Origin of the sequence: Vulgatibacter sp. (assembly GCF_041687135.1) — a bacterium.
Taxonomy (GTDB): domain Bacteria; phylum Myxococcota; class Myxococcia; order Myxococcales; family Vulgatibacteraceae; genus JAWLCN01.
The window spans coordinates 201,920-223,874 of sequence record NZ_JAWLCN010000003.1 but is presented as its reverse complement, the minus strand read 5'-3'; the positions used below and the strand labels follow the sequence as shown (position 1 = coordinate 223,874).

The following is a 21,955-nucleotide window of genomic DNA, read 5'->3' as shown; positions in this document are numbered from 1 at the left end:
CCGGTTGGGCAGCGGCGAACGCTTCGCGCCTCCCGCCCATTGACCTGCAGCGAGGCAGGGCGCTGATTGGCCCCATGGGCGTCAACGTCGGCCAGATCCTCCGCCAGAACGCCGTCCGCCATCCCGCGCGCGTCGCGCTCGTGGAGGGCCGGGGCGCCTCGCGCACCACCAGCACCTACGGCTCGATCGACGAGCGGGCCCGCCGCATCGCCGGCGGCCTCCTCGCCAGCGGCGTCGGCGAGAACGACCGCGTCCTCCTCTGCGCCGGCAACCACGAGGGTTTCGTCGCCGCCTTCTTCGGCATCGTCTACGCCGGCGCGGTGGTGGTGCCGGCGCCGATCCTCTCGGCCCCCGACGAGATCGCGCTCCGCGTCGACCGCGCCGGCTGCCGCCTCGCCCTCTGCGATCCCGAGCGCGAGGCGCTCCTCCGCAGCGCCGGCACGCACGGCATCACCATCGATGCCCTCCCCGAAGCAGCGCCCCTCGATCTACCGCGCGAGCTCGATCCCGGCGCCGACGCGATGATCCTCTTCACCTCCGGCACCACCGGCGAGGCGAAGGGCGCGCGGATCTCGCACGCCTCGCTCCTCGTCCACACCGCGACCCTCGTCCACCACACGCTCCGCCTCGACATCGACGATCGCGTGCTCGGCGCGCTGCCGCTCACCCACTCCTTCGGCTGCAGGATGGCGCTGCTCGCGCCCTTCTTCGCCGGCGCCGTGGTGCAGCTCGTCCCCCGCTTCGACGCCGCCGCCACCCTCGCCCTCCTCGACGAGGAGTCGATCACCTGGGCGCCGGTGGTCCCCACCATGCTCGCCGCCTGGCTGCGGCAGCCGAGAGGCCCGCCGCCCCGCGCGCTCCACTGGGTGCTCTCCGCCGGCGCGCCGCTCCCCGCCGAGCTCGCCTGCAGCGCCGAGCACCGCCTCGGCGTCCCGGTGCGCCAGGGCTACGGCCTCACCGAGGCTACCTTCTCCACGGTGGACGGGCCACCCGACGCGCCGGTGCTCGGCTCGGTGGGCCGGCCGGTGTGGGGCGTCGAGGTGCGCATCGTCGATGCCGACGGCGCCACCGTGGGCCACGAGACCGACGGCGAGATCGAGGTGCGCGGCCACAACGCGATGACCGGCTACCTGGACGATCCGGAGGCGACCGCAGCGGTGCGCGACGGGGCGTGGCTGCGCACCGGCGACGTCGGCCACCTCGACGCAGCGGGCCGCCTCTACGTGGTCGATCGCAAGAAGGACCTCATCCTCCGCGGCGGGAACAACGTCTATCCGGCCGAGGTCGAAGAGGTGCTCTGCAGGCACCCGGGCGTCGCCGAGGTGGCGGTGGTGGGCAGACCCGATCCCTACTACGGCGAGGAGGTGGTGGCGGTGGTGGTGCCGCACGACGGCGCGGACCTGCGCGACCTCGGCAGCTTCGCCGCGGCGCACCTCGCGCGAACGAAGGTGCCTCGCGAGCTGGTCGTCATCGACGAGCTGCCGCTCGGGCCGTCGGGCAAGGTGCTCAAGCGCGTGCTGCGCGATCGGATCGCGCAGGGCGCCCTCGCACCTCGGCCTCTACCGCATCAGAGCTGATCGATCGCGCCGCTCGTCGCCCGGGCGAGGGCGTCGGCGTCGTCGAAGCGGTTCTGCAGGGTGACGATGGTGTTGCCCTCGTCGGTGACGATCCACTGGGCCATCCAGCCCGGCACCGCGCCGTCGTGGCCGATCCAGCCGTCGCCGATGATGATCCCGTAGCCGTACCGGAAGGAGCCTGCGTCGCCGACCGGCGTGATCATCTCGCCCAGCGACGTGTCGGTGAGGAGCTCGCCCTGGAAGAGGCCGTGGCTGAAGCGGAGCATGTCGGCGGTGGTGGAGACGATCGCGCCGGCGGTCCAGGCAGGCGTGCCGTTCCAGTAGGGGATCATGTCGAGCTCGCCGACCGTCTGCGGAACGTACCCGTGGACCTCGAGGCTGCCCTCCTCCTCGCCCTGGAGGAAGGAGTCGGCCATGCCGAGGGGCTCGAAGATCCGCGCGCGCAGCTCGGTCTCCACGGGTGTACCGGTGACCGCTTCGATCACGAGGCCGAGGAGGACGTAGTTGCTGTTCGAGTAGGCCCAGCGGGTGCCGGGCTCGAAGAGCGGCGCCTGCTCGGCGGCGAGCTCCACCATCTGCGCCGGCGTGACCTCGGCGTGATCGAGGAGCCAGCCGTTGAGCGTGTTTGCCTGCAGGTATTCGGCGATGCCGCTGGTGTGGCTGAGCAGGTGGTGCAGGGTGATCCGCTCGGCGCGGGGAAAGTCGGGCAGCCAGGTCGAGAGCGGATCGGAGAGCGCGAGCTTCCCCTCGTCGCGCAGCTGGAGGACGAGCACCGCGACGAAGCTCTTGGTGATGCTGCCGATCGGGAAGCGATCGCCGGGGAGCAGGGCGCGGCCGTCCACTGCCACCGTGCCGCTGGCGAGGGTGGCGACGCGGTCGCCTTTGGTCTCGATGCCGAGGGCGAGGGCGCCGACCTCCGAGCCGCGGGCCTCGTCGAGTTTTCCCTGCAGGCCCGCTGCGAGGACGGGGCCCACCGCGCAGTCGCTGTCAGCGAAGTCGTCGGCGCCGTCAAGGTCGTTGTCGATCCGGTCGCCGCAGATCTCGGGGACCGGCTCCTGCCCGCCACCGCTCCCTCCGCCGCCGCCGCTGCCGCCGTGGCCCGCGTGGCCGCCTGGCGTCTCCGCTCCGCAACCGGCGCCAGCAAGAAGCGCCGCAATCACCACGAGATACCGCATCGAACCGAACATGGACCGTCCCCCCGGGAAGCCAGACGGCGGAACCTACGCCGCTCGAGGGGAAGTGGTTCGTTCGTTCGGGCGACCGCGCGCGGACGACCGAGCGGGCAGGGGGTTACTGGAAATTCTCCAACTCTGTTGTAGAGTCGGCGCCATGCGCATCCCATCCGCCCTTCTCGCCGCTCTGGCCCTGCTTCTGGCCGCTCCCGCCGCACAGGCGCTGACGCAGCCCGACGGCAGCCCGATCCCCTCCAACCAGAACCTGAAGAACTACCTGGCTGGGGAAGGGGAGTCGATCGAGCCCGCCACCGCCGCGGCGATCACCCCGGAGACTTTCGACCCCAACTGCGAGCTCACCTTCAAGGTGATCGCCCGCGGCGGCGGCCAGAAGAACTCCTTCGGTTGGTACAACGTCACGGGCTCCAAGCCGGCGCCGTCGGAGCTCTACGAGTTCCTCGGCTGCAACGACGGCGTGGGCACGGTGAAGTCGCTCCACATCAAGGACGATCCCCGCTACGAAGGCGGCCGGATCGGCTTCTTCATGGCGAGCACCGAGGGCAGGACCAACGTCAACTGCGTGCGCTTCACCGCTGCCGGGCCGGATGCCTCCACCCTCGGCTACCTCTACTACTCCGAGCGCCAGTACAACGACGACAACGAGGGCGAGGACAGCTACATCCACCTCGTGACCATGGATTCCGGCGTCTACCCCCAGGCCTTCTACTTCGGCTGGGAGGATCTCTTCGGCGGCGGCGACAACGACTTCGAGGATCTGCTCACCCGCGTCGAGGGGATCACCTGCGCCGGCGGCGGCGGCGATTGCGACACCGGCACGCCGGGTGTCTGCGCGGCGGGCACGATGCAGTGCCACAACGGCGCGCTCACCTGCATGCCGCAGGTGCAGGCCGGCGCCGAGAGCTGCAACGGGCTCGACGACGACTGCGACGGCGCGGTGGACGACGGTGAGGGCTTGTGCGGCGCGGGCAAGGTCTGCGACCGAGGCCAGTGCGTGAACGGCTGCTTCGGCGGCGAGTTCGACTGCCCGGCGGGCCTCGCCTGCAACGACCGGAACTTCTGCGTGGAGCCGGCCTGCGTCGACGTGGAGTGCCCCGCGGGGCAGGTCTGCCAGGCGGACGGCAGCTGCAAGGCGGCGTGCGACGGGATCAGCTGCCCGCTGGGGCAGGTGTGCCGGGTGGGCGCGTGCGTCGACCCGTGCGACGGCGTCGCGTGCGACGCCGGCCAGGTCTGCGACGCCGGCGTCTGCAAGGGCGATTGCGATTGCACGCCGTGCCCCGACGGCGAGGTCTGCATGGCGGATGGGCGCTGTGTGGACGCGGGCTGCGAGAGCGTGAACTGCGACGGCGGGCAGATCTGCATGGGCGGCGCGTGTGTCGATCCCTGCGAGGGCGCGGTCTGCCCGGCGGGGCAGAGCTGCCAGGGCGGCTCGTGTGTCGACGGCAGCGGCGGCACGGGGGGCAACGGCGCCGGTGGCAGCGGCGGTACGGGCGGCAACGGTGCTGGCGGCACCGGCGGCTCGGGCAACGGTGGCTCTGGCAGCGGCGGAACCGGCGCAGGCGCAGGCGCAGGCGGCGGCGAGAAGAAGTCCGGCGGCGGCTGCAGCGCGGCAGAGGGAATGGCGGCGCTGGGCTTCGTGGCAACCGGGCTCGCGCTGGTGCGCCGGCGGCGCTGAAACGCCCGCCCTGCCCTGCAAACGAAAGACGCCCCGGTCGCCTCTGCGATCGGGGCGTTCGTCCTGGTGGCGCCGGGCGCGTCGGCGTGTCCAGACGGGGGGCGGGGGTTCACGCCAGCGGGAGAGCCCCCGCCTTTTAAGCATCTTTTAGGCGGCCCCTGCGTGACGGCCCTGCGAGCATCGAGTCTTCTGCAATCGAGAAGGCGAGGTGCGCGCATGATCACGCGATCTGCAGGGCTGGCAGTGCTGTCGGCCATGATGTTGGCAGTGGGCTGCGGCGGCGAGTCCGGGCCCGGTTCGGTCGGAGGCGGCGGCACGGGCGCTACCGGCGGCGCTGGCGGCACCGGAGGCAGCGGTGCCACCGGCGGCAGCGGCGGTGAGGCGACCGGCGGCGCCGGCGGCTCGGTGATCGAGGAGCCGGAGCTCCTCGTGGTCGCGGTCCGGGTGCACGACGACGTGGTCTGCATCCAGGACCCCTGCAACAATGTGCCGCGGGGCTACACGCTTCCGCTCTCCGTGCGCCTCATCGACGTCGACGGCCAGGTCCGCGAGGACGTCGCCGTGCGCTGGAGCAGCGCGGACGAAGCGATCGCCACCGTGGACCAGAGCGGCCTGGTGAAGGGCCTTCGCACCGGCTCCGTGGACATCGTCGCCGAGGCCGGCTCGAACGACCTGCAGGGTTCCCTGCGCGTCTCCATCACCCCCGGCATCGTGCTCCGGATCGAGATCGTCGAGCAGAACGTCGCGGTCGCAGCCGGCGAGTCGGTGCAGCTCAGCGCCATCGCCTACGACGAATGGGACGAGCCGATCGACGACGCCGTCTTCAGCTGGTTCGTCGGCAACCCGCTCCTCGCCTCGGTGGACGAGCAGGGCGTGGCGACGGGCATCGCCAGCGGCAGCACCGTGGTCCAGGTGGCGGCCGACACCGGCACCGCCACCGGCTGGACCCGCCTCGACGTCACCACCGGCGACGCGCCTCCCGCTCCCTTCGCCCTCACCGTGGCGCAGCCCGGCGGCTGCGGCCTCGACGCAGCAGGCCAGGCCTTCTGCTGGGGCTACAACCACTTCGGCGAGATGGGCGTGGGCCGCCGCGATCCCGGCCACGTGCACTTCCCCTTCCCCGAGGCGGTGCACACCGAGGTGCGCTTCCGCTCCCTGCACAAGGGCCGCTACAAGACCTGCGGCGTCGACCTCGACGGCCTGCCCTGGTGCTGGGGTACCAACGCCCGCGGGCAGATCGGCATCTCGCTTCCCGGCGACGCGATCGGCGGCTCGATGGTCCCGGCGCCGGTCTATGCGGACACGGTGACGGAGCTCACCCTGGGCGGCTCGCACAGCTGCGCGATCTCCACCGAGGGCGACACCTACTGCTGGGGCATGGGCCAGGAGGGCGCGCTCGGCAACGGCACCACCGTGGACCAGTGGACCCCGATGCAGATCGAGGGCTTCGACTTCGTGCGGATCAGCGCCGGCGAGAGCCACACCTGCGCGATCGACAGCGCGGGCGCCGCCTGGTGCTGGGGTGACAACAGCCTCGGCAACCTCGGCAACGCGGCGGAGCGCGACGGCGTGAACCTGGGCGATCTGCTCATCCCCGCCCTCGAGCCCTCCCTGGTGGTGGGCGGCCACACCTTCGTCGAGATCGACGCCGCCAACCACACCTGCGGGATCACCACCGCCGGCGAGACCTGGTGCTGGGGCCACAACATGCTCGGCCACCTGGCCGACTCGGCGCTGCAGGAGATCACCACGCCGATCCAGGTGCCCACCGACATCGTTTTCGTGCAGGTCGAGGCCGGCAACTTCCACACCTGCGGCCGCACCGCCGCCGGCGAGGCCTGGTGCTGGGGCCTGAACGAATACGGCCAGCTCGGCGACGGCACGCTGGTGCCGAGCCGCACGCCGGTGCGCGTCGACTTCGATCTGCCCTTCGAGCGGATCGAGGTGGTGGACAGCGCCACCTGCGGCGTCGTGCAGGGCGGCGGCGCCTATTGCTGGGGCAGCAGCGCCCACGCGAATCTCGGCGGCGGCTTCACCCCCGGCGTGAGCGCGGTGCCGTGGCCGGTGGCAGAGCCGCTGCCGGTCGAGGTGATCGAGTGAGAACACATCCGAGCGAGGAGAGCGTCATGCGCAAGCATTCGAATCGGACCGCGACGAAGTTGGTGTTGCTCGCGGCCTGCACCCTGGCCCTGGCGGCCTGCGGCGACGACACCAAGCCGAGCGGCCAGCCGGGCGGAAGCGGTGGCAGCGGCGGCAGCGGCGGCACCGGTGGGACCGGCGGAACGGGAGGCACCGGCGGCACCGGTGGGACCGGCGGTACGGGTGGTACCGGTGGCAGCGGCGGTAGCGGCGGCGAGGCGGCGGTCCTCGAGGAGATCCTCGTGGGCGGCGCCTCCCTTGGAACCGCGACGGCGAGCGTGCTCGACGGCACGGTGGTCCACGAGCAGATGCTCGACGCGGGCGCCGAGCTGAAGCCCACGGTCACCTTGCGCTTCGGCGGCGATCCCTCCAGCGTCGCCGTGCAGCTCGCCTCCGCCGACGGATCGCTCTCGGTCTTCGACGGCGAGCTCGCCGTGGAGGATGGCGAGGCCAGCCTCGAGTTGGACGCCGACCTGCTCGTCGACATCCCCTACCGGCTGCAGCTCACCGCGGCAGGGGAGGCTCTCCACTACGGCGCCACGGAGATCGACGGCGCCAACTTCTGCTTCTTCGTCCAGGACGGCTACACCACCTCGCCCGGCGCCGACATTTTCGGCCCCGCGGTGAGCCACGCCGCCTTCCTCACCGCCGTCTCCAACGGCGGCGCGCCCTTCGGCGTCGAGGCGGCTGCCGCCGATCCGAGCGGCGTGGAGAGCGTGATCGTCGGGATCGGCACCGCCGACCAGGGCGCCTGGGGCCCGACCGTCGACGTGGCGCTCGCCTACGATCCCGCGAGCTGCCTCTTCCGCGGCGAGGGCTCGATCCCGACCCACCTGCCCAACGGCACCTGGCAGATCCACGGCGTGAGCGCGGTGGACGCCATGCAGATCGGACCCAACGCCAGCGCCGTCTACGGCGAACCCTACTCCTCGAACCTGTCGCTCGGCGGCGCGATCGCCTTCGGCCTTCCGACCATCGAGGTGGTGGGCGGCGTCACCGACCACGAGCCGCCGGTGCTCGAGGGCGTCACCGCCGCCTACGCTGGCGGCAACGTGACCGTCGGCATCGATGCCACCGACGCGGGCAGCGGCCTCTCGCGCGTCACCGCGGTGGTCGCCTCCGATCTCGGCGGCTGGCTCGAGCTCGTGCTCGAGGAGACGGGCGGGAGCTGGAGCGCCACCCTGCCGATCCCGTCGTGGAGCCCCGGCACGAACTGGTACGTGAGCGCGCTGTCGATCGAGGATCACGCGGGCAACCGCCTCACCTACGAAGGCCTGCCCGGCGGGACCTTCTACACCTTCGTCTGCAACCTCGGCTGCACCGAGATCTACACCGAGGTGGACGTGCCCACCTTCGAGCGCACCGACGGCGTGCCCGACCGCGACATGCCCGAGGTGAGCGGGATCGACCTGATCGTCGACGGCGCCATCACCCACGCGCCGGCGGAGGTGTCCTTCGAGGTGCAGGCCACCGACGTGGGCAGCGGGCTCTACTCGGTGAGCGCGCTCTTCGTCAGCAACGCCGATTGCTCCACCGCGGGCATGGCGACGCTGCGCAGCGTGGAGATGGCCGAAGAGGAGGCCGGCAGGTGGACCGGCGTGCTGCGGCTCTGGGGCACCGACGTGCGCGGCACCTGGACGCTCTGCCAGGTGCGGGCGATGGACGAGGCGCGCAACGACGTCCAGCTCGACGCGCGCGGGGAGACCTACGTCATCGCCGGCGGCGCGGCGACGACCATGCCGGTGCAGTCGTTCGAGTTCTCGGCGCCCGAGAACACGGTGAAGACGACCATCGACGCGATCGCGTTCTCCTCCACCGGGATCGAGGGGCAGGGCGTGGTCGGGCTCTCGCTCGACGTGACCGAGGGCGGGGCCGGCGTGGTCCGGGCCACCGTCACCGTGTCGACGGTCGCCAACGACGGGGCCTCGTACGTCGCGGTGCGGCCGGCGCTGCACCGGGTCACCGAGGGGGAGTGGGCGGCGCGGTTCTCCGTGCTGCCCGGCTACACCGCCGGTGAGTGGACGGTGCGGCAGATCGAGTTCGTGCACGCGGATGGATCGATCGTCCGCTACGCGCGCAACGAGACGAGCGGCAACTTCGACCGCACCGACGAGAACTTCCGGCAGGAGGCGACCGAGCTGGCCGTGCCTGTTTTCGTGAAGGATTGAAAAGCCCGGCGCGCGGGATGGGGGCGTTTCCCATCCCGCGCGATCGCTCCCCGGCCGAAGGTGCGCTACCGTCGCAGGTATGGCCACCATCGCTGCCTGCAACACCGAGCGCCTCCGCCAGTTCCTGCTCGACGCCGGTTACACCGTGCTCGAGCGGGAGCTGGGCTGGAACGAATGCCTGATCGTCGGCAACGACGAGCGCTTTGGCGGCGCCGGCCGGAGCGCGGAGGAGGCCCTGCTCTATGCGGCAGGGGCCCTCTTCCCCTCGGCGGCGGCGCGCCGGCTCCTGCTCGCGGCGCTCGAGCCGGCGCCCGAGGCGCCGGTTGCGGACCAGCCGCCATCACCCCCACAGCCCGAAGTCGTCCTCGCGGTGACGTGGACCGAGGAGGAGGACGCGCCTGCGCCCGCCCCCGAGCTGCTCGCCGAGGTGGAGGCGCTGCGGGAGCGGATCGAGCGGCAGAAGGACGAGCTCGCCCTCGTGGCCCCGCAGCGGCAGCGTCTCGTCATCCTCGGCTGGCTCGCCCTGGCGCGGGCCTGCCAGGAGGAGGCGCCCGGCGATCTGGAGGTCGGCGCTGCGGTGCGGGAGCTGATCAACACCGTGCTCCGGGCCCTCTGCGATCGCTGGTGGCCCGGCCACATCGCCGCGTTCGGCAGGGACGCACGGCCTTCGGATTCGCGGCGCGACATCGGCGTCGGCCCCGAGCCGGAGAGCTGGCGGGAGGTGGCAGCGCTCGCAGCGGAAGCGCTGGTGATGCTCGAGGAGGCGGACGACGGCGCAGGCCGCGATCCTGCGGGCTGGGCCGACGCGGCGCAGCTCGTCCCGTCGGCGGCGGAGCCCGAGGTGGTGCTCGCCCAGCTGCGCACGGCGATCGAGGCCCGGGGCGGGCCGGTCCTGGGCAGGCAGCCCAAGCACCTCGAGCGCCCGGAGGCAACGCAGCTCCTCGATTGGGCCCGGCGGCTGCGCTGGCTGCGCGGGGGCACCGAGCCGCAGCTGTGGGCGGCGATCGCCGGCAGGCTGCGCTTCTGGACCCAGAACGGCGCCGATTGCGCTGCGGCGCGGGAGGCGCTCGATCCGGCTTTCGTCCCGGCGAAGAGCTGGGCGAGCCTGGTGCGGACCGCCGTGGAGGAGGAGCGCGAGACGGCGGCGCTCGCCGAGGTGCTCCGCACCGTGCCCGCTGCTGGCGCGCTCGAGGACGAGGTGGTGGGCTGGCTGCGCGCGGCGCTGCCCCTGACCGGCGCGCACCAGCGGGCGATCGTCGAGGCCGCCGGCCACCTCCGCACGGCGATCGCGTCGGTGGAGGAGGTGCACTTCCCCGGCGCCGAGAACAAGCTGCGCAGGAAGCGGCTGCACAAGCTCAAGGCGGCGCTGGCCGAGCCCGCGCCGGGGCAAGAGCCGCAGCCTGCGGCGCCGGAGGACGAGGTCCGTGAGCCCGAGCCGGCGCAGCCGGTGGCCCCCGAGGTGCTCGCCAGGACCCGGGGCAAGCGGGTGCTCTTCGTGAGCAACCGGAGCGAGCCGCGGCTGCAGGAGGTGCTGGTGGAGCGGCTCGAGCTCGCCTGCATCGACTGGCGCGAGGCCTCGCCCCGGCGGCTGGACGCTGCGGTGGAGGCGATCGTCGGCGGCAGCTACGACGTGGTGCTCGCGGCGACGGGCTTCCTCGACCACGCGGCAGACGGCGTGCTCAAGCGGGCGTCGAAGCGCGTGGGCGTGCCCTATCTCGCGGTGGAGAAGGGCAAGCCGGCGCGGGTGGAGGAGCTGATCGGGCAGTTCCTGCCGGGCGCAGCCCCGGACGCCGAGCGCTGCGTGCGGCGGTGACGCTGCCCACCGCCGCCGCCATCCTCGCGCGGTCGCTCAGCGATCGGCGCGGTGGACGCCGAGCGGCAGATCGGCCCGCTCCGACACCGCGTTGAAGAGCAGGTAGGGCCCCACGTCCCAGAGACCGTCCACCGCATCCGCCTCGGCGATCGGCTCGACGCCGGCGTCGGTCTCCGCCAGCACCTGGCCCTCGCCCACGTAGACGAAGCGATCCCCTGCGGTCGAGAGCGCGCCCACCGACGCAGGCCCGAGCACCCGCCGCCCGCTGCCGTCCACCGGCACCGAGACCAGCTGCCACGTCCCGTCGACCTTCGCGTTGGCGAGGATGCGCTCGCCGTGCTGCAGCCACGCGCCGGTCGCCATCACGTCGTGGGCGAGCGAGGTCACCGAGCGCGTGTAGGGATCGACGAGCACCAGCTCGCCCGTCCCCGCCAGCTCGTCGATGCCGCGGGCGAGCACCAGCTCGCCGCTCCAGGCGTAGCTGTAGTTGCTGCCGAAGGCCGGCCCGAACTCGGCGAGGCCGCCGGGCACGCCGAGGTCGATCCGCACCAGCCTGCCCTGCTGCCCGTCGAAGTCGGCGAGAAGCAGGCCCTGCTCGAGCGCACGGACGTTGCTCGCCGCGACGTGCAGGCCCGTGGCGTCGATCCGCAGGATCTGGCGACCGACCTCGTCGAAGCCGAGGCCCAGGGCTGCCTCGTAGTCGACGTACATGGAGTAGCTCATCCCCGGCGGCAGCTCGTCGAAGTCGCCGTCGGTGAGATCGACCATGCCATCGCCGACGAAGTACTCGTCGCCGCTGCCCAGCTGCATCCACATCGGCACCGACCGCACCGGCGTCACCGTGCCCAGCTGCACGAGCGAGGTCCCAGCCCCGTTCCAGGCGAAGGCGTAGTTGCCGCCGTCGCCGATCACCTGGAGCTGGAGCGACGGATCGAGCTGCTGCACCGCGACCGAGATGTTTCCCACGGCGCCGAAGCCGAGGATGCTGCCCTGGGTGGAAGAGTAGGTGCTGAAGACGTGGCTCTCCGACGCCGACCAGACCGGCGTCATCGTCCCCTGGAAGAAGAGCTTGCTGCTGGTGCCGACGGCCCGGTCGAGGGTCACCACGCACTGCATCGGCCCGCTGGCTCTGCAGCCCCACGGATGTGCCGTCTGCGTTTCGAGGCCGTAGGTGCAGAGGATCCGGTTGCCCGAAGGCGAGACGGTGCAGCTGGTGACGTGGGGCCCGCCGAGCGGCAGCGTGCCCGCAGGCGCGAGCAGCTGGGCGCCCGCGCCGGTGGCGAGGTCCATCCAGGCAGGCGGCGTGTACGCGCTGGCGCAGCCGTAGGCCACCACCGGCGCATCCCGGGCGGCGGAGAGCGCGTTCAGCCACGACGAGGCGCAGAGCGTCCGCTGCTGCGCCGGGTGATCGATGTGGGCGGCGCTGGTGGCGCCGCTCGTCGCGCTCCGCCAGGCGATCACCGGCCCCATCGGTGCCGCGACGTCGGCATCGCTCGCCAGCTGGGTGATCGTGTCGGTCTGCGCATCGTAGTGGTGCACTTCGCCGCCGCCGATAAAGAAGACATCGTCGAACGAGGCGCCGAACCAGCTGGACGGCACGGTCCCCACCGGGCGAACCGCGCCGGTGCTGAAGTCGGCGACGTACTGCATGCCGTCGGCGCCGGAGACCACGCCGTGGCGCCCGTCGCCCAGCGGGATGCTGCTCGGGCTGTCGGCAACGAGCAGCACCGGCTGCAGGGTGGCGAAGGGCAGGGTGTAGCGATCGCCGTCCACCTTGTAGCGGGCGAAGTCCGACTCGTAGTCGTACTCGAATTCCTCGACGTCCGAGACGATGGTGCGTGCGGTGGCGACGTCGAGAGCGACGTGGATCACGTCGCCCCCGGGGAGCCAGCTGAAGATGTCGACGAGCACCAGCGCGTCGGTGTCCGAGACCCGGCGGACGTCCGTGCCAGCGGCGGAGACGAAGCCCGTCTCCGCGTCGAAGAGGCGGAAGGTGCGCCGCGAGGAGCCGTCGCTGCAGGTGGCGAGGTTCATGATCCGGTACCAGCCATCGCCCCACCCGAAGATCCCGTGGATCAGGGACGTGGCGGAGCAGGCCGGGGCGCCCAGGGAGATGCCGGCGGTCTCGCCGGAACGGACGACGAAGAGCTCCCGCCCCTCGGTCTCGTAGAAGACGAGATCCCCGCGGACCCGCACCACGGCGGCGGAGGGCGGCTCCACCCGGTCGAAGGCGAGGGTGGTGCGATCCATGCGGTAGAGGCGGTTGCCGATCGAGACGTGGGCGTGGAGCTCGCTCGAGGCGTGCAGCGTCACGCGGCCGGGCAGCTCGGTGAAGCTGCCGTCGGCGGGGCGGTAGAGCACGCTGTGGAGCTGGCCGGCGAAATCGAGGATGGCGTCGTCGCCGAGCGGCTGGGCGTCCGCGATCCGGCCCTCGCGCAGGAGCGCGCCAGGGCGCAGGACGAGATCGGGAACGAGCAGCTCGCCGGCGGTGACCACGAGGCCTGCGCGGCGGACGTCGGGGTAGCCGTCGCGCGCGGCGGTGAGCTCGTAGCGGCCGGGCGGCAGATCGGCGAAGGCGAAGCGGCCGTCGGCTGCGGTCACCGCGGTGCGGCTCGCGGGGCCGGTGAGGCTGAGCGCGATGCCGTCGTGGGCCGCGAGGCCGAAGAGGCGGGCGGTGCCGGCGATGGCGTGGGCGCTGCCCTCGGCGCGGTCGAGGTCGAGCGCGGGCAGGGTGCGGGTGGCGCCTGCGGCCACCTCGACCGGCGTGGTGGCGGTGAGGAAGCCCGGGTGCGCGGCGACGAGCTCGTAGGCGCCGGCGGGCACCTCGGGGAGAAGGAAGCTGCCGTCGCCTGCGGTGTGGGCGGCGAGCGAGGTGCCGGCGAGAAAGACGGTGACGCCCGCCTGCGCCTGGCCTGCGAGGGTGACGCTGCCCTCGATGGTGCCGGTGGTGGGGGCGAGGCGCTCGAGGTGGATCTCGTCGAGGTGGGCCGTGCCGGCTGTGACGGGGAAGGCGGGGAGGCGGTGGTCGGCGTAGCCGTCGTGGCGGGCGACGAGCTCGTAGGTGCCAGGCTCGACGGTGAAGGTGAAGCCGCCGTCGGCGGCGGTGGTGGTGGCGAGGTGGCCGAGGAGGACGACGGTGCCGGTGTGGTCGGTCTCGCCGGCGAGGAGGACCCTGCCGCTCAGCGTGGCCTCGGGGGCGTCGCGCTCGAGGCGCTGCTCGGGGACGGTGACCACGCCGTTGCCCTGCACGGCGACGCTGGTGCGGACGGCGCGGTAGCCGGGGGCGCGGAGCTCGACGGTCCAGCTGCCGGCGGGCACGTTGCGCAGGGAGAAGAGGCCGGTGTCGTCGGTCGCGCCGACGCGGTCGGTGCCGAGCACCAGCACCGAGATGCCGCCGTGCGCGGTCTGGTCGGCGAGGCGGGCGTTGCCGGTGAGCGTGGCGCCGTCGAGGAGGCAGACGTTGCCGTCGGCGGTGAAGCCGGTCGGGCAGCTGGGCGCTTCGGCCTCGTCGGAGCAGGCGGCGAGGCCTGCCACGAGGGCGAAGGTGGCGAGACTGAGGCGAATGGCTGCGCGCATGCGGACCCCCCCGGGACGCTGTAGAGGCGCGCAGTTTTGGAGGGCAGGGGGGCGGGCGTCAAGCTATCGAGCGGTCGAGCCCGCATCCGAATGCCGGCGACTGTCGCCGGGAGATGTCCGCCAGCAGTGCCTGTCCTGCGGATGCGGACAGGGCATCGTGGCGGACATGCGCGCCGGCGAATCTATCGAAGGCTAGCTCGAGGAAAGGTGGTCGAAGTCGAGCAGATCGCTCTCGACGTAGTCCTGGGCAGTCATGTCGGCCAGTGAGACCACCTCTCCGAGGATCGGGTCGTACGGGGCGCCGGACGGAGGTACGAGCGCCAACCACGCGTCACGCTGTGACTCCCAGGCGATCCCGTGCTGCTCGCTGTTTTCGTCCTTCACGAAAAAGAAGGTGATGTCGATGGCTTCGGCGTCCCAGGATGGCGCGGCTCGCACGCGGATCTCGCGCAGCGCACGGAGTGCCTGCCCTTCCGGCGTGTTCTTGTCGTGCTTCCCGAGAATGCGCCTCTGCAGATCATGAACGCGTTCGACGAAGGACTCCGGAAAGGCTGGACGCAGACGTTTGCGAGCGAGGGCTCTCGCAAAGTCGCGCACCTCGGTGTCCGAGCGGCATCCGTCGATTCGCTCCAGGTGGAGCAGGACGGACTTCTCCAGCGTCATCGTGCGGTCGAGGTCCGCGACGAGCGAGCGGCCCTCGAGCGCGGGGACGAGAGCCCTCGCTGGCCGGCGTCCCCTCTTGATTTCGTGAAGCTCTTCGGGGGGCCGACCTGGACGAGTGGCGCTACCTCTACGAAGGGACGTACACCGCAAGAGCGCACGATGTCGCAGGTCTGTGTCAAGATCACGATCCCAGCGACTTCACTCTCGACGTGGTGCAGGCCCGCTGCGTTCCCCTGCTGGGCAACCGCCTCTGCTGGTGGAGTCAGTGGCTTCGTGCTGTCTGCGAGGTGCGCAAAGACGGTGAGGTCGAGCGAGGCGTCGCCCTGACGCCAAGCTCGCACCGCAAGGTCGATCGCCGCCACGGCATCCGGATCGAGCCCGGGCACCTACTTCCCCTGCTTGTCCTGGCGGAGCCACGAGCCCGCCGGTCGGCTGGCGACCAGGCGACCCGTCTCCATATGCGGGCGATCAGGTGCCGTGTTCAGGAGACGTGCAGGCGATGGCGGCCTGCGAGAGGCGCGCTCCTGCCGGGACAGGGGCTTCCTCGGCGCCGGGGAGGGGGTCGCTCCAGTCGTTGCGGACTTGGCGAGCACCTCCTCGTAGCGCCCGTGCGCCAGCAGATCGAGAAGACTTTCGCCGCCGCTGGCAGAGAGCAAGAGTGCGCGAGTAGCGTCGCCGCTACCGCGGTCGAGCTGCCTTACCGCCCCGAGCGTCCGGAAGAGATGCTCTTCGTGTGCAGCGTTCAGCGGTCGCCCGGTGGCCCAGAAATGGATGGTTCGGCGGCTCACGGAGAACAGCCGCGCCAGCTGATCCCACGTGAGACCCGAGCGGCTTCGCAGCTCGAGAAGTGCCTCCTGCGAGCGCCGGTCCGCCTGAAGCACTGCACCGCTACTCGTGCCCCGAATCGCCTGCGCGTGCTGCAGCAAGGGATTTGCGGACGCAGCGCTGCTGGTCCCGAGGCCCGCGACGAGCATCCCGGCGACGATTGTCGCTCGCGCGGGCGACCAAACCGCCGTACCGGTGGACGTGCCCGCTGCTACATAGTTCATGGCTGCCCCCCGAATCGCCGCAGAAAGTCGTCCGTAACCGCCCAGCGGAAGAAGGTGTAAATCCGCTCGGCATACCGCTGCGCCTCGCCCAGCACGTCCTCGACCCGAAACTCCCTCGGCTCCTTCGAGAACATGTCGAGGTCGAGGATCCAGCTCGGCTCCTGCACGCTTCCGAGCACACCGGGGTCGATGGTAGCGCCAGGCGGCAGCCGTCCCCACCGTGCGACGAATCCATCCGAGCCGATCGCAAAGACGTTCTCGGCGACGGAGCTCTCCGCATGCCGGTCCAGCGGTGTCCCCGTGACCCCGAGAACGTGCGGGTTGACGAGCGTCGCCAACTCCTCGAGTGCGTCGCCGGTGATCCGGTCTACGTAGCGGACGCCGACGCGGTCCACCGTGCCGGGGTGGATGGTAATCGCGAGAGCCTGAAGAACCTCACCGAGTCGCTCGAGAAAGTCGGCCCTGCTCCGGTAGGCGGTCGTCTCGAGCGCGACGAAGTCGGGAGCGAGGGAGACCCTCCACTCGCCACCGCCGTCGTGGAAGCGCCAGAGCGCCTGCGGGGCAACCTGCTGGGGACCTGTCGGGCCGACCACGAAGCCCTGCAACTGCTCGGGACGGAGTACCGGGTACCTCCCACGGATCGCCTCCTGAAACGGAGCGATGAACCCGGACTCGTTCACCGAGAGTACGATCGGAAAGCGGACCTGGCCGATGACGCGCACCAGAGGCGCGTTCGGCAGAGGTACCTCAGCGGGCGGCTCCGCGCGGAATGGATCGGCGTGGGTTTCCACGCATTCCAATCTAAGTCAGCATTCCTCGCTTGTGAAGTAGAGTGTGAACCGAGCCCGACTCGCTCCCCTGAACGGGGAGCGACGCCAGGTGGGTAAGTGCCCACTGAGCGGTTCTCATGGCCACGAGCCTTTTCGTGGCCACGAGCTCCGGCCGCTATCGATCGGCGCGCCAGGTGCCGCGGGGCAGGTCGGTGCGCTCGCTGGCCACGGTGAAGAGCAGGTGGCTCTCCGCGTCGACCACCGTGCCCAGCGCGTCCGCCTCGGCGATGGCGTCGGCGCCGGCCGGCGTCTCGGCCCAGAGCAGCCCGCCGTCGCCCACGTAGACGATGCGGCCAAAGGCGTCCGAGACGAGCTCGGTCATCGCCGGCCCGATCTCCGTGGCGCCGCTGCCGTCCAGGGGCACGGAGACGAGGCGCAAGCTCCCGCCGCTGCGGGTGGTGGCGAGGAGGCGCTCCCCGTGCTGCGTGAGCGCCAGCTCCGGCACCACCCCTTGCGCGAGGGGGGTGAGGCTGCCCGCGCTGCGCTCGTAGCGCACCAGCTCTGCCGTGCCGGTGAGCGGGTCCCGATCGCGGAAGAGCACGAAGCGCTCCGCCCCGAGGGCGAGGAGCTCGGTGCCGATCCCCGTCGCCACCTCGACGAGCTGCGCCGCCTGCCGGTCGAGGCGAAGCAGCCGTCCCTGCCCGTCGGTGGTGTCGGCGAGGTAGAGGTCGTGGCCCAGCTCGATCACACTCGAGGCGACCGTCGTCGCGTAGCTCGGCGTCACCCAGAGGAGCCTGCCGTCGTACGCCAGGGCGGCGCTGCCGTCGTCGGCATACCAGCGCAGCGCAGCGGCGCGGGGCAGCGTCTGGAAGACGCCGTCGGTGAGCCGGATGAGGGTCGTGTCCAGGATCCACTCGTTCCGCGAGGAGAAGGGCCACGCGCTCGCGCCGTGGACGATCACGGTGTCGGCAGGCAGATCGATCCAGTCGATCCCGCCATCCGCCGCGTGGGCCAGCGCCCAGCGGCCGCCGTCGCCGAGGGCGAAGACGTCGGGAGCGCGGCTGCCGGCGTAGCTCCCGTTCGTTGGCGAGGCGCCGAAGCCCACCACCAGGCTGCCGGTGGGGTTCAAGGCGAGGTGCGCGTCCTCCGACGGCGACCAGATCGAGGTGGGCAGGCTGTCGCCGCGGAGGACCCGGCGGCTCGAGGTGGCGGTGTCGTAGGCCACGGTGCAGAACTGCGTGGCGCCCGCATAGCAGCTCCACGGGTGCCCGCCCACCACGTAGGCCTCGTAGGAGCAGACCACCCGCGTGCCCGACGGCGAGAGGCTGCAGCCGTGGACCGAGAGGAAGGTGCCGGAGGCGGCGCTGGCGAGGATCCCGTGGCTGCTGCCGGTGTCGAGATCCCGCACCTGCGGCACGGGGCTGGGACCGCAGACGTAGCCCAGCACCGGCGCGTCCCTGGCGCGGAAGAGGCGGGCGGCGCTGCCCGTGCAGAGGAACTGGTCCTGCCCCGGCCTGCCGAAGCGGGCCACGTGGGTCTCGCCGGCGGAGACGTAGGTGGCGATGTCGCCGAGGACCTGCACGTCCGAGACGCCGCCCACGTAGTCGAAGAAGTCGCCGGTGGCGGCGTCGTAGCCGGAGAGCACCTGCGCGCCGTCGTCGGCGACGAGCCAGAGCCGGTCGGCGGTGAGGGGGTGGGCGCTGACCGGATCGCTGCCCAGCGAGCGGGCGGTGCCTGCGGCAAAGTCCGCGATCCAGCCCTGGCCCGTGGCGCTCGTGAGCAGCGCGCGCTCCCCGCCCGGGAAGACCGTCTCCACCGCGGCGGCGCTGGCGAGGAGCACCGGCTCGAAGTCGGTGAAGGGCATCGCGTGGATCTCGCCGAAGGCGTCGCCCTCCGCGCCGACGCGCCAGCGCGCGAAGGTGGAGCCGACGAAGAGATCCCGCACCCCCACCGCCCGCGAGGCGACGAAGCCCCCGGAGAAGCTCGCCCACTCGATGTCGAAGGTGCCGGGCTCGGTGCCGGGGAGGGCGAGGATCGCGCCGTCGGGGACGGGGAAGACCTGCGCCGCTGCGGGCAGTGCGATGCCGCTGGCGAGATCGACGAGAGCCGAGCGGCGCTGGGTGCCGGCTACGCCCTCGCAGCTCCCCTCCATTTCCACCGTCCACCAGGTCCCGGTGAAGGGCGCAAGGGTGAAGGTCCACGGGCCGGTGGTGGCGCAATTCGGCGCGCCCACCGAGATGCCCTCGGTGGAGCCGGGGCCGACGCGGAAGATCCGGTTCGGCTCGCGCAGGTAGAAGACGTGCCCTTCCGCCTGGCCGATCACCGCGGCGGAGCGGGGGAAGACCGGCACGGCTTCGCCGGTGACCCGGTCCATGCGGTGGAGCACGCCTGCGATCGAGACGTGGGAATGGTGGGCGCTTGCAGCGTGGAGCTCGGCGCGGCCGGGGAGCGCGGCGAAGGTGGAGTCGGCGCCGCGGTAGAGGGTGGTGGCCACCTCGTGGGCGAAGTCGAGGAGGAGATCGCCGTTGCCCAGGGGCTGGCTCCGTTCGATCGCGCCGTCGTGGATCGGGCGGGCGGGGCGGAGGAGCAGATCGGGGAGGGTGAGGGTGCCGCCGGCGACGACGAGGTTGGTGCGCACGACCTGCGGGCCGCGGGGGATGATGGCGGTGAGGGTGTAGGTGCCGGGCGAGAGCTCGTCGAAGCGGAAGGCGCCGTCGGCCGCGGTGTCGAAGGTGGCGAGGATCGGGCCCTCGAGGGCGAGGGTGATCCCTTCGTGGCTGCCTTCGCCGAAGCGGCGGGCGTGGCCGACGAGGCTGCCGGCGAATGCGTCCGGGGCGTGGGCGAGGTTGAGCTGGCCGATGTCGGTGGTGGCGCCTGCCTCGGCGATGACCGCGGAGGTGGCGGTGACGTAGCCGGGGTGGGCGGCGACCAGGGTGTGGAGGCCTGCGGGAACTTCGTCGAGGGTGAACGAGCCGTCCGCCGCGGTGTGGGCGGCGAGCGAGGTGCCGGAGAGGAAGACCGTGGCGGCTGCCTGCGGCAGGCCGCCCAGGAGGATGGTGCCGGTGATCTGGCCGGAGGTGGCGGGCGCGGGCTCGAGGAGCTGATCGTCGAAGGTGAAGGTGCTGCCTCCGATCTCGACCTCAGGGAGGCGGAGCTGCTCGTAGCCGGGGTGGCTCGCCACGAGGCGGTAGCGGCCCGGGGGCGCGAGGAGGAGGAAGCTGCCGTCGGCGCCGGCGAGGCCGACGTGCGACGTGCCCTCGAGGAGGACGGTGGTGCCGGCGTGGGAGGCGGCGTTCCTGAGGCGGATGGTGCCGCGGATGGTGACCGTGGCGGGGGTCTCGCGCTCGAGGGTGCGGGGCTCGAGGACGACGGTGCGGCCCTGGGCCACGGCTACGCCTGCGTGGCGGATGGGGGCGTAGCCGGGGGCGCGGAGCTCGACGTCCCAGAGGCCCGGGGGGACGGAGCCGAGCTCGAAGAGGCCGGAGTCGCTGGTGCTGGCGGAGCGATCGGTGCCGAGGACGCGCACCTCGATGCCGCCGTGGGCCTGCTGATCGGCAAGGTGAGCGGTGCCGGCGATGGTGCCGGCCTCGGCGACGCAGGCGCCGCCCTGCTCAGTGAAGCCCGTGGGGCAGCTGGTGGCTCGCCGCGCCTCCTCCCCCTCTCCACAGGCGGAAGCGGTGAGGAGAAGAGCGAGGACGACAGGAAGACGAAGTACCGCGCGCATGGAGGTCGCTCCTTGGGAACGCTGCGCAGTTTCGCTGCAATGCGACCAAATCTGTCAAGCGGGCGGCGCGACCTCTGGAGAAGCGGCACGCTGGGACGACCTGCCGTCACACGATAGGGCTCCCGTCGGTGCGGAGATGGTTCCCGCCGGCGTCGGACGAAGCGAGCCGAGAGTCCTACGCGGCACCGCGCCCAGATCGGCCGTGCCACGCCAGCCAGGGGAGCGTGACAGCGAGCAGGTAGAATTTGGAGGCATGCAGCTTGTTTCCAAGGTATCGCCTGTTCGCTTCGAGCCAGGATCGTGCGCCGGGAAGAAAATCCGAGAGCTCACAAGCCAGCGCATGCACTTGGTCGAAGCGTCTCGCCGCGAGCCCTCGGACGTCGAAGCGGAAGGAACCCTTGCCCTCGACGTACGGAAGCGAGTGGAAGTGCCGGGCGATGTGTTGCCGCACAACCACCTTGTTGGTGCCACTATCGGCGTCCATTCGCAGATCGTCGGGGAGTTCCCTGTGTACCCAATCGATGAGGTTCCGATTGCAGTAGGGGTAGGCACTGCGAATGCCGAGCGCGGACGCTGTGTAGATGCCCTTTGCGAAACCAGCGCCCGCCTCGACCAAAGCGACGGCGATTGCCCGACGCGCTTCAATCGATTCGGCGCCTGACCAAGCCTCTTCGACGATGGACAGGCGAGCTCGGGATCGCTCCGCGATCGGTGACCCGAAGAGGAGATCGACCTCGGAATCAGCGAAGCGCGAGCCTGGGAAGAATCGCTCGAGCGGAAACATCTGGAGCGAGTTCATCGCATACGAGAGTGCGAAGCTAGATCGCATGAGCGGGGCCCTGGAAAGCGCGGCAGGGAGGCGAAAGCCCCGCGCGATTGCCGACAGCATTCGCTGCTGCCGGCTCACCGGTGTTCCGAAGTACACGTCTGAGCCCAGGCCATCGAAGACTCCGTCGCCCCCTTGAGAGGAGAGTTCATGGAGCAGGTCGGCGTAGGAGAGCGTCGCGAAGTCGCCAGTAAGCAGCGGCAGCGCGGGAACTAACGCGAGATAGCGCTCGTAGGCTCTCTCGGGATCGCAAACGAGGGATTCATGGCGGAGGCCCAACTTCCTTGCAACGGCGCGCGCCGATTCAACCTCGTCTTCCTCACGACCTCCTAAATAAGTGAGGCAGGTCGTTTCCGGGCGGGCCTCCGCTATTGCGATGGCGAGAGATGTTGAGTCCTTGCCACCACTCTGAAGCATCCATGGGGCCGAGATGTCGCGCGACGATTCCGTTACAGCAGCGCAGAGCAGCCGGTGGTACTCCGCGACAGGATCAGCCCGGCACTTGCTGGGGCGAGGGGTAGCTGGCGGTTCGAACTCGAAACGGAAGGACGGGCGGTCAAATAGGTCATCGTAGACACTAAATCCCAAGCTGGCCACTTTGGTTCGAAGGAAGATCGAATGAGGTGGACAGACGAACGCGTATCGCAGCAGATCGGCGATCGATATTTTATCGATCGGCTCCTTCGCGGCGGCCTGCTGCGGGCAATCGATGCTCGTCCTGTCGGCGTACGGGGAGAGGACTATCTGCCGCTTCGCCTCTAAGTTTGGTGCGTTGTTCATACGTA

At 71.3% G+C, this 21,955-nt stretch carries 11 protein-coding genes; 5 read left to right on the top strand and 6 right to left on the bottom strand.

Annotated features, from left to right (window positions below; all coding sequences use genetic code 11):
- Positions 1–74 precede the first annotated feature (74 nt).
- Positions 75–1,577: a class I adenylate-forming enzyme family protein gene (locus ACESMR_RS08405; RefSeq protein WP_373046605.1), complete on the top strand. Its 1,503-nt coding sequence runs from the start codon at positions 75–77 to the stop codon at positions 1,575–1,577.
- Here the strand turns inward: ACESMR_RS08405 and ACESMR_RS08400 are convergent.
- Positions 1,568–2,764, bottom strand: a complete 1,197-nt coding sequence (locus ACESMR_RS08400) for a serine hydrolase (RefSeq protein WP_373046604.1) — start codon at positions 2,762–2,764, stop codon at positions 1,568–1,570. The genes ACESMR_RS08405 and ACESMR_RS08400 overlap by 10 nt on opposite strands.
- A gap of 142 nt (positions 2,765–2,906) precedes the next feature.
- Between ACESMR_RS08400 and ACESMR_RS08395 the strand changes: the two genes are divergently transcribed.
- From ACESMR_RS08395 to ACESMR_RS08380, 4 genes are all read left to right on the top strand, one after another.
- A complete protein-coding gene (locus tag ACESMR_RS08395) occupies positions 2,907–4,442 on the top strand; it encodes a DUF4114 domain-containing protein (RefSeq protein ID WP_373046603.1) in 1,536 nt (511 codons plus the stop codon).
- A 216-nt stretch (positions 4,443–4,658) separates the two neighbouring features.
- Complete coding sequence (locus ACESMR_RS08390) at positions 4,659–6,542, top strand: Ig-like domain-containing protein (protein WP_373046602.1); 1,884 nt, start codon at positions 4,659–4,661, stop codon at positions 6,540–6,542.
- A 26-nt stretch (positions 6,543–6,568) separates the two neighbouring features.
- A complete protein-coding gene (locus ACESMR_RS08385) occupies positions 6,569–8,749 on the top strand; it encodes a hypothetical protein (RefSeq protein ID WP_373046601.1) in 2,181 nt (726 codons plus the stop codon).
- Between the two features lie 79 nt (positions 8,750–8,828).
- Positions 8,829–10,562 (top strand): hypothetical protein, encoded by a 1,734-nt coding sequence (locus tag ACESMR_RS08380; protein ID WP_373046600.1) that lies wholly within the window; start codon positions 8,829–8,831, stop codon positions 10,560–10,562.
- Positions 10,563–10,598: 36 nt separating this feature from the next.
- Here ACESMR_RS08380 and ACESMR_RS08375 read toward each other — a convergent pair whose 3' ends face one another.
- The 5 genes from ACESMR_RS08375 to ACESMR_RS08355 form a co-directional block, all read right to left on the bottom strand.
- Positions 10,599–14,138 (bottom strand): carboxypeptidase regulatory-like domain-containing protein, encoded by a 3,540-nt coding sequence (locus ACESMR_RS08375; protein ID WP_373046599.1) that lies wholly within the window; start codon positions 14,136–14,138, stop codon positions 10,599–10,601.
- Positions 14,139–14,330: 192 nt separating this feature from the next.
- Positions 14,331–14,801, bottom strand: a complete 471-nt coding sequence (locus ACESMR_RS08370) for a hypothetical protein (protein WP_373046598.1) — start codon at positions 14,799–14,801, stop codon at positions 14,331–14,333.
- A gap of 1,045 nt (positions 14,802–15,846) precedes the next feature.
- The gene (locus tag ACESMR_RS08365) at positions 15,847–16,641 is read right to left on the bottom strand and encodes a TIGR04255 family protein (protein ID WP_373046597.1); all 795 of its coding nucleotides are present in this window, start codon (positions 16,639–16,641) and stop codon (positions 15,847–15,849) included.
- 154 nt (positions 16,642–16,795) lie between these two features.
- Positions 16,796–20,344, bottom strand: coding sequence for a carboxypeptidase regulatory-like domain-containing protein (locus ACESMR_RS08360; RefSeq protein ID WP_373046596.1), 3,549 nt, complete (start codon positions 20,342–20,344; stop codon positions 16,796–16,798).
- Positions 20,345–20,519: 175 nt separating this feature from the next.
- On the bottom strand, positions 20,520–21,950 hold the full coding sequence (locus tag ACESMR_RS08355; RefSeq protein ID WP_373046595.1) for an asparagine synthase-related protein: 1,431 nt from the start codon (positions 21,948–21,950) through the stop codon (positions 20,520–20,522).
- Between the last annotated feature and the right edge of the window lie 5 nt (positions 21,951–21,955).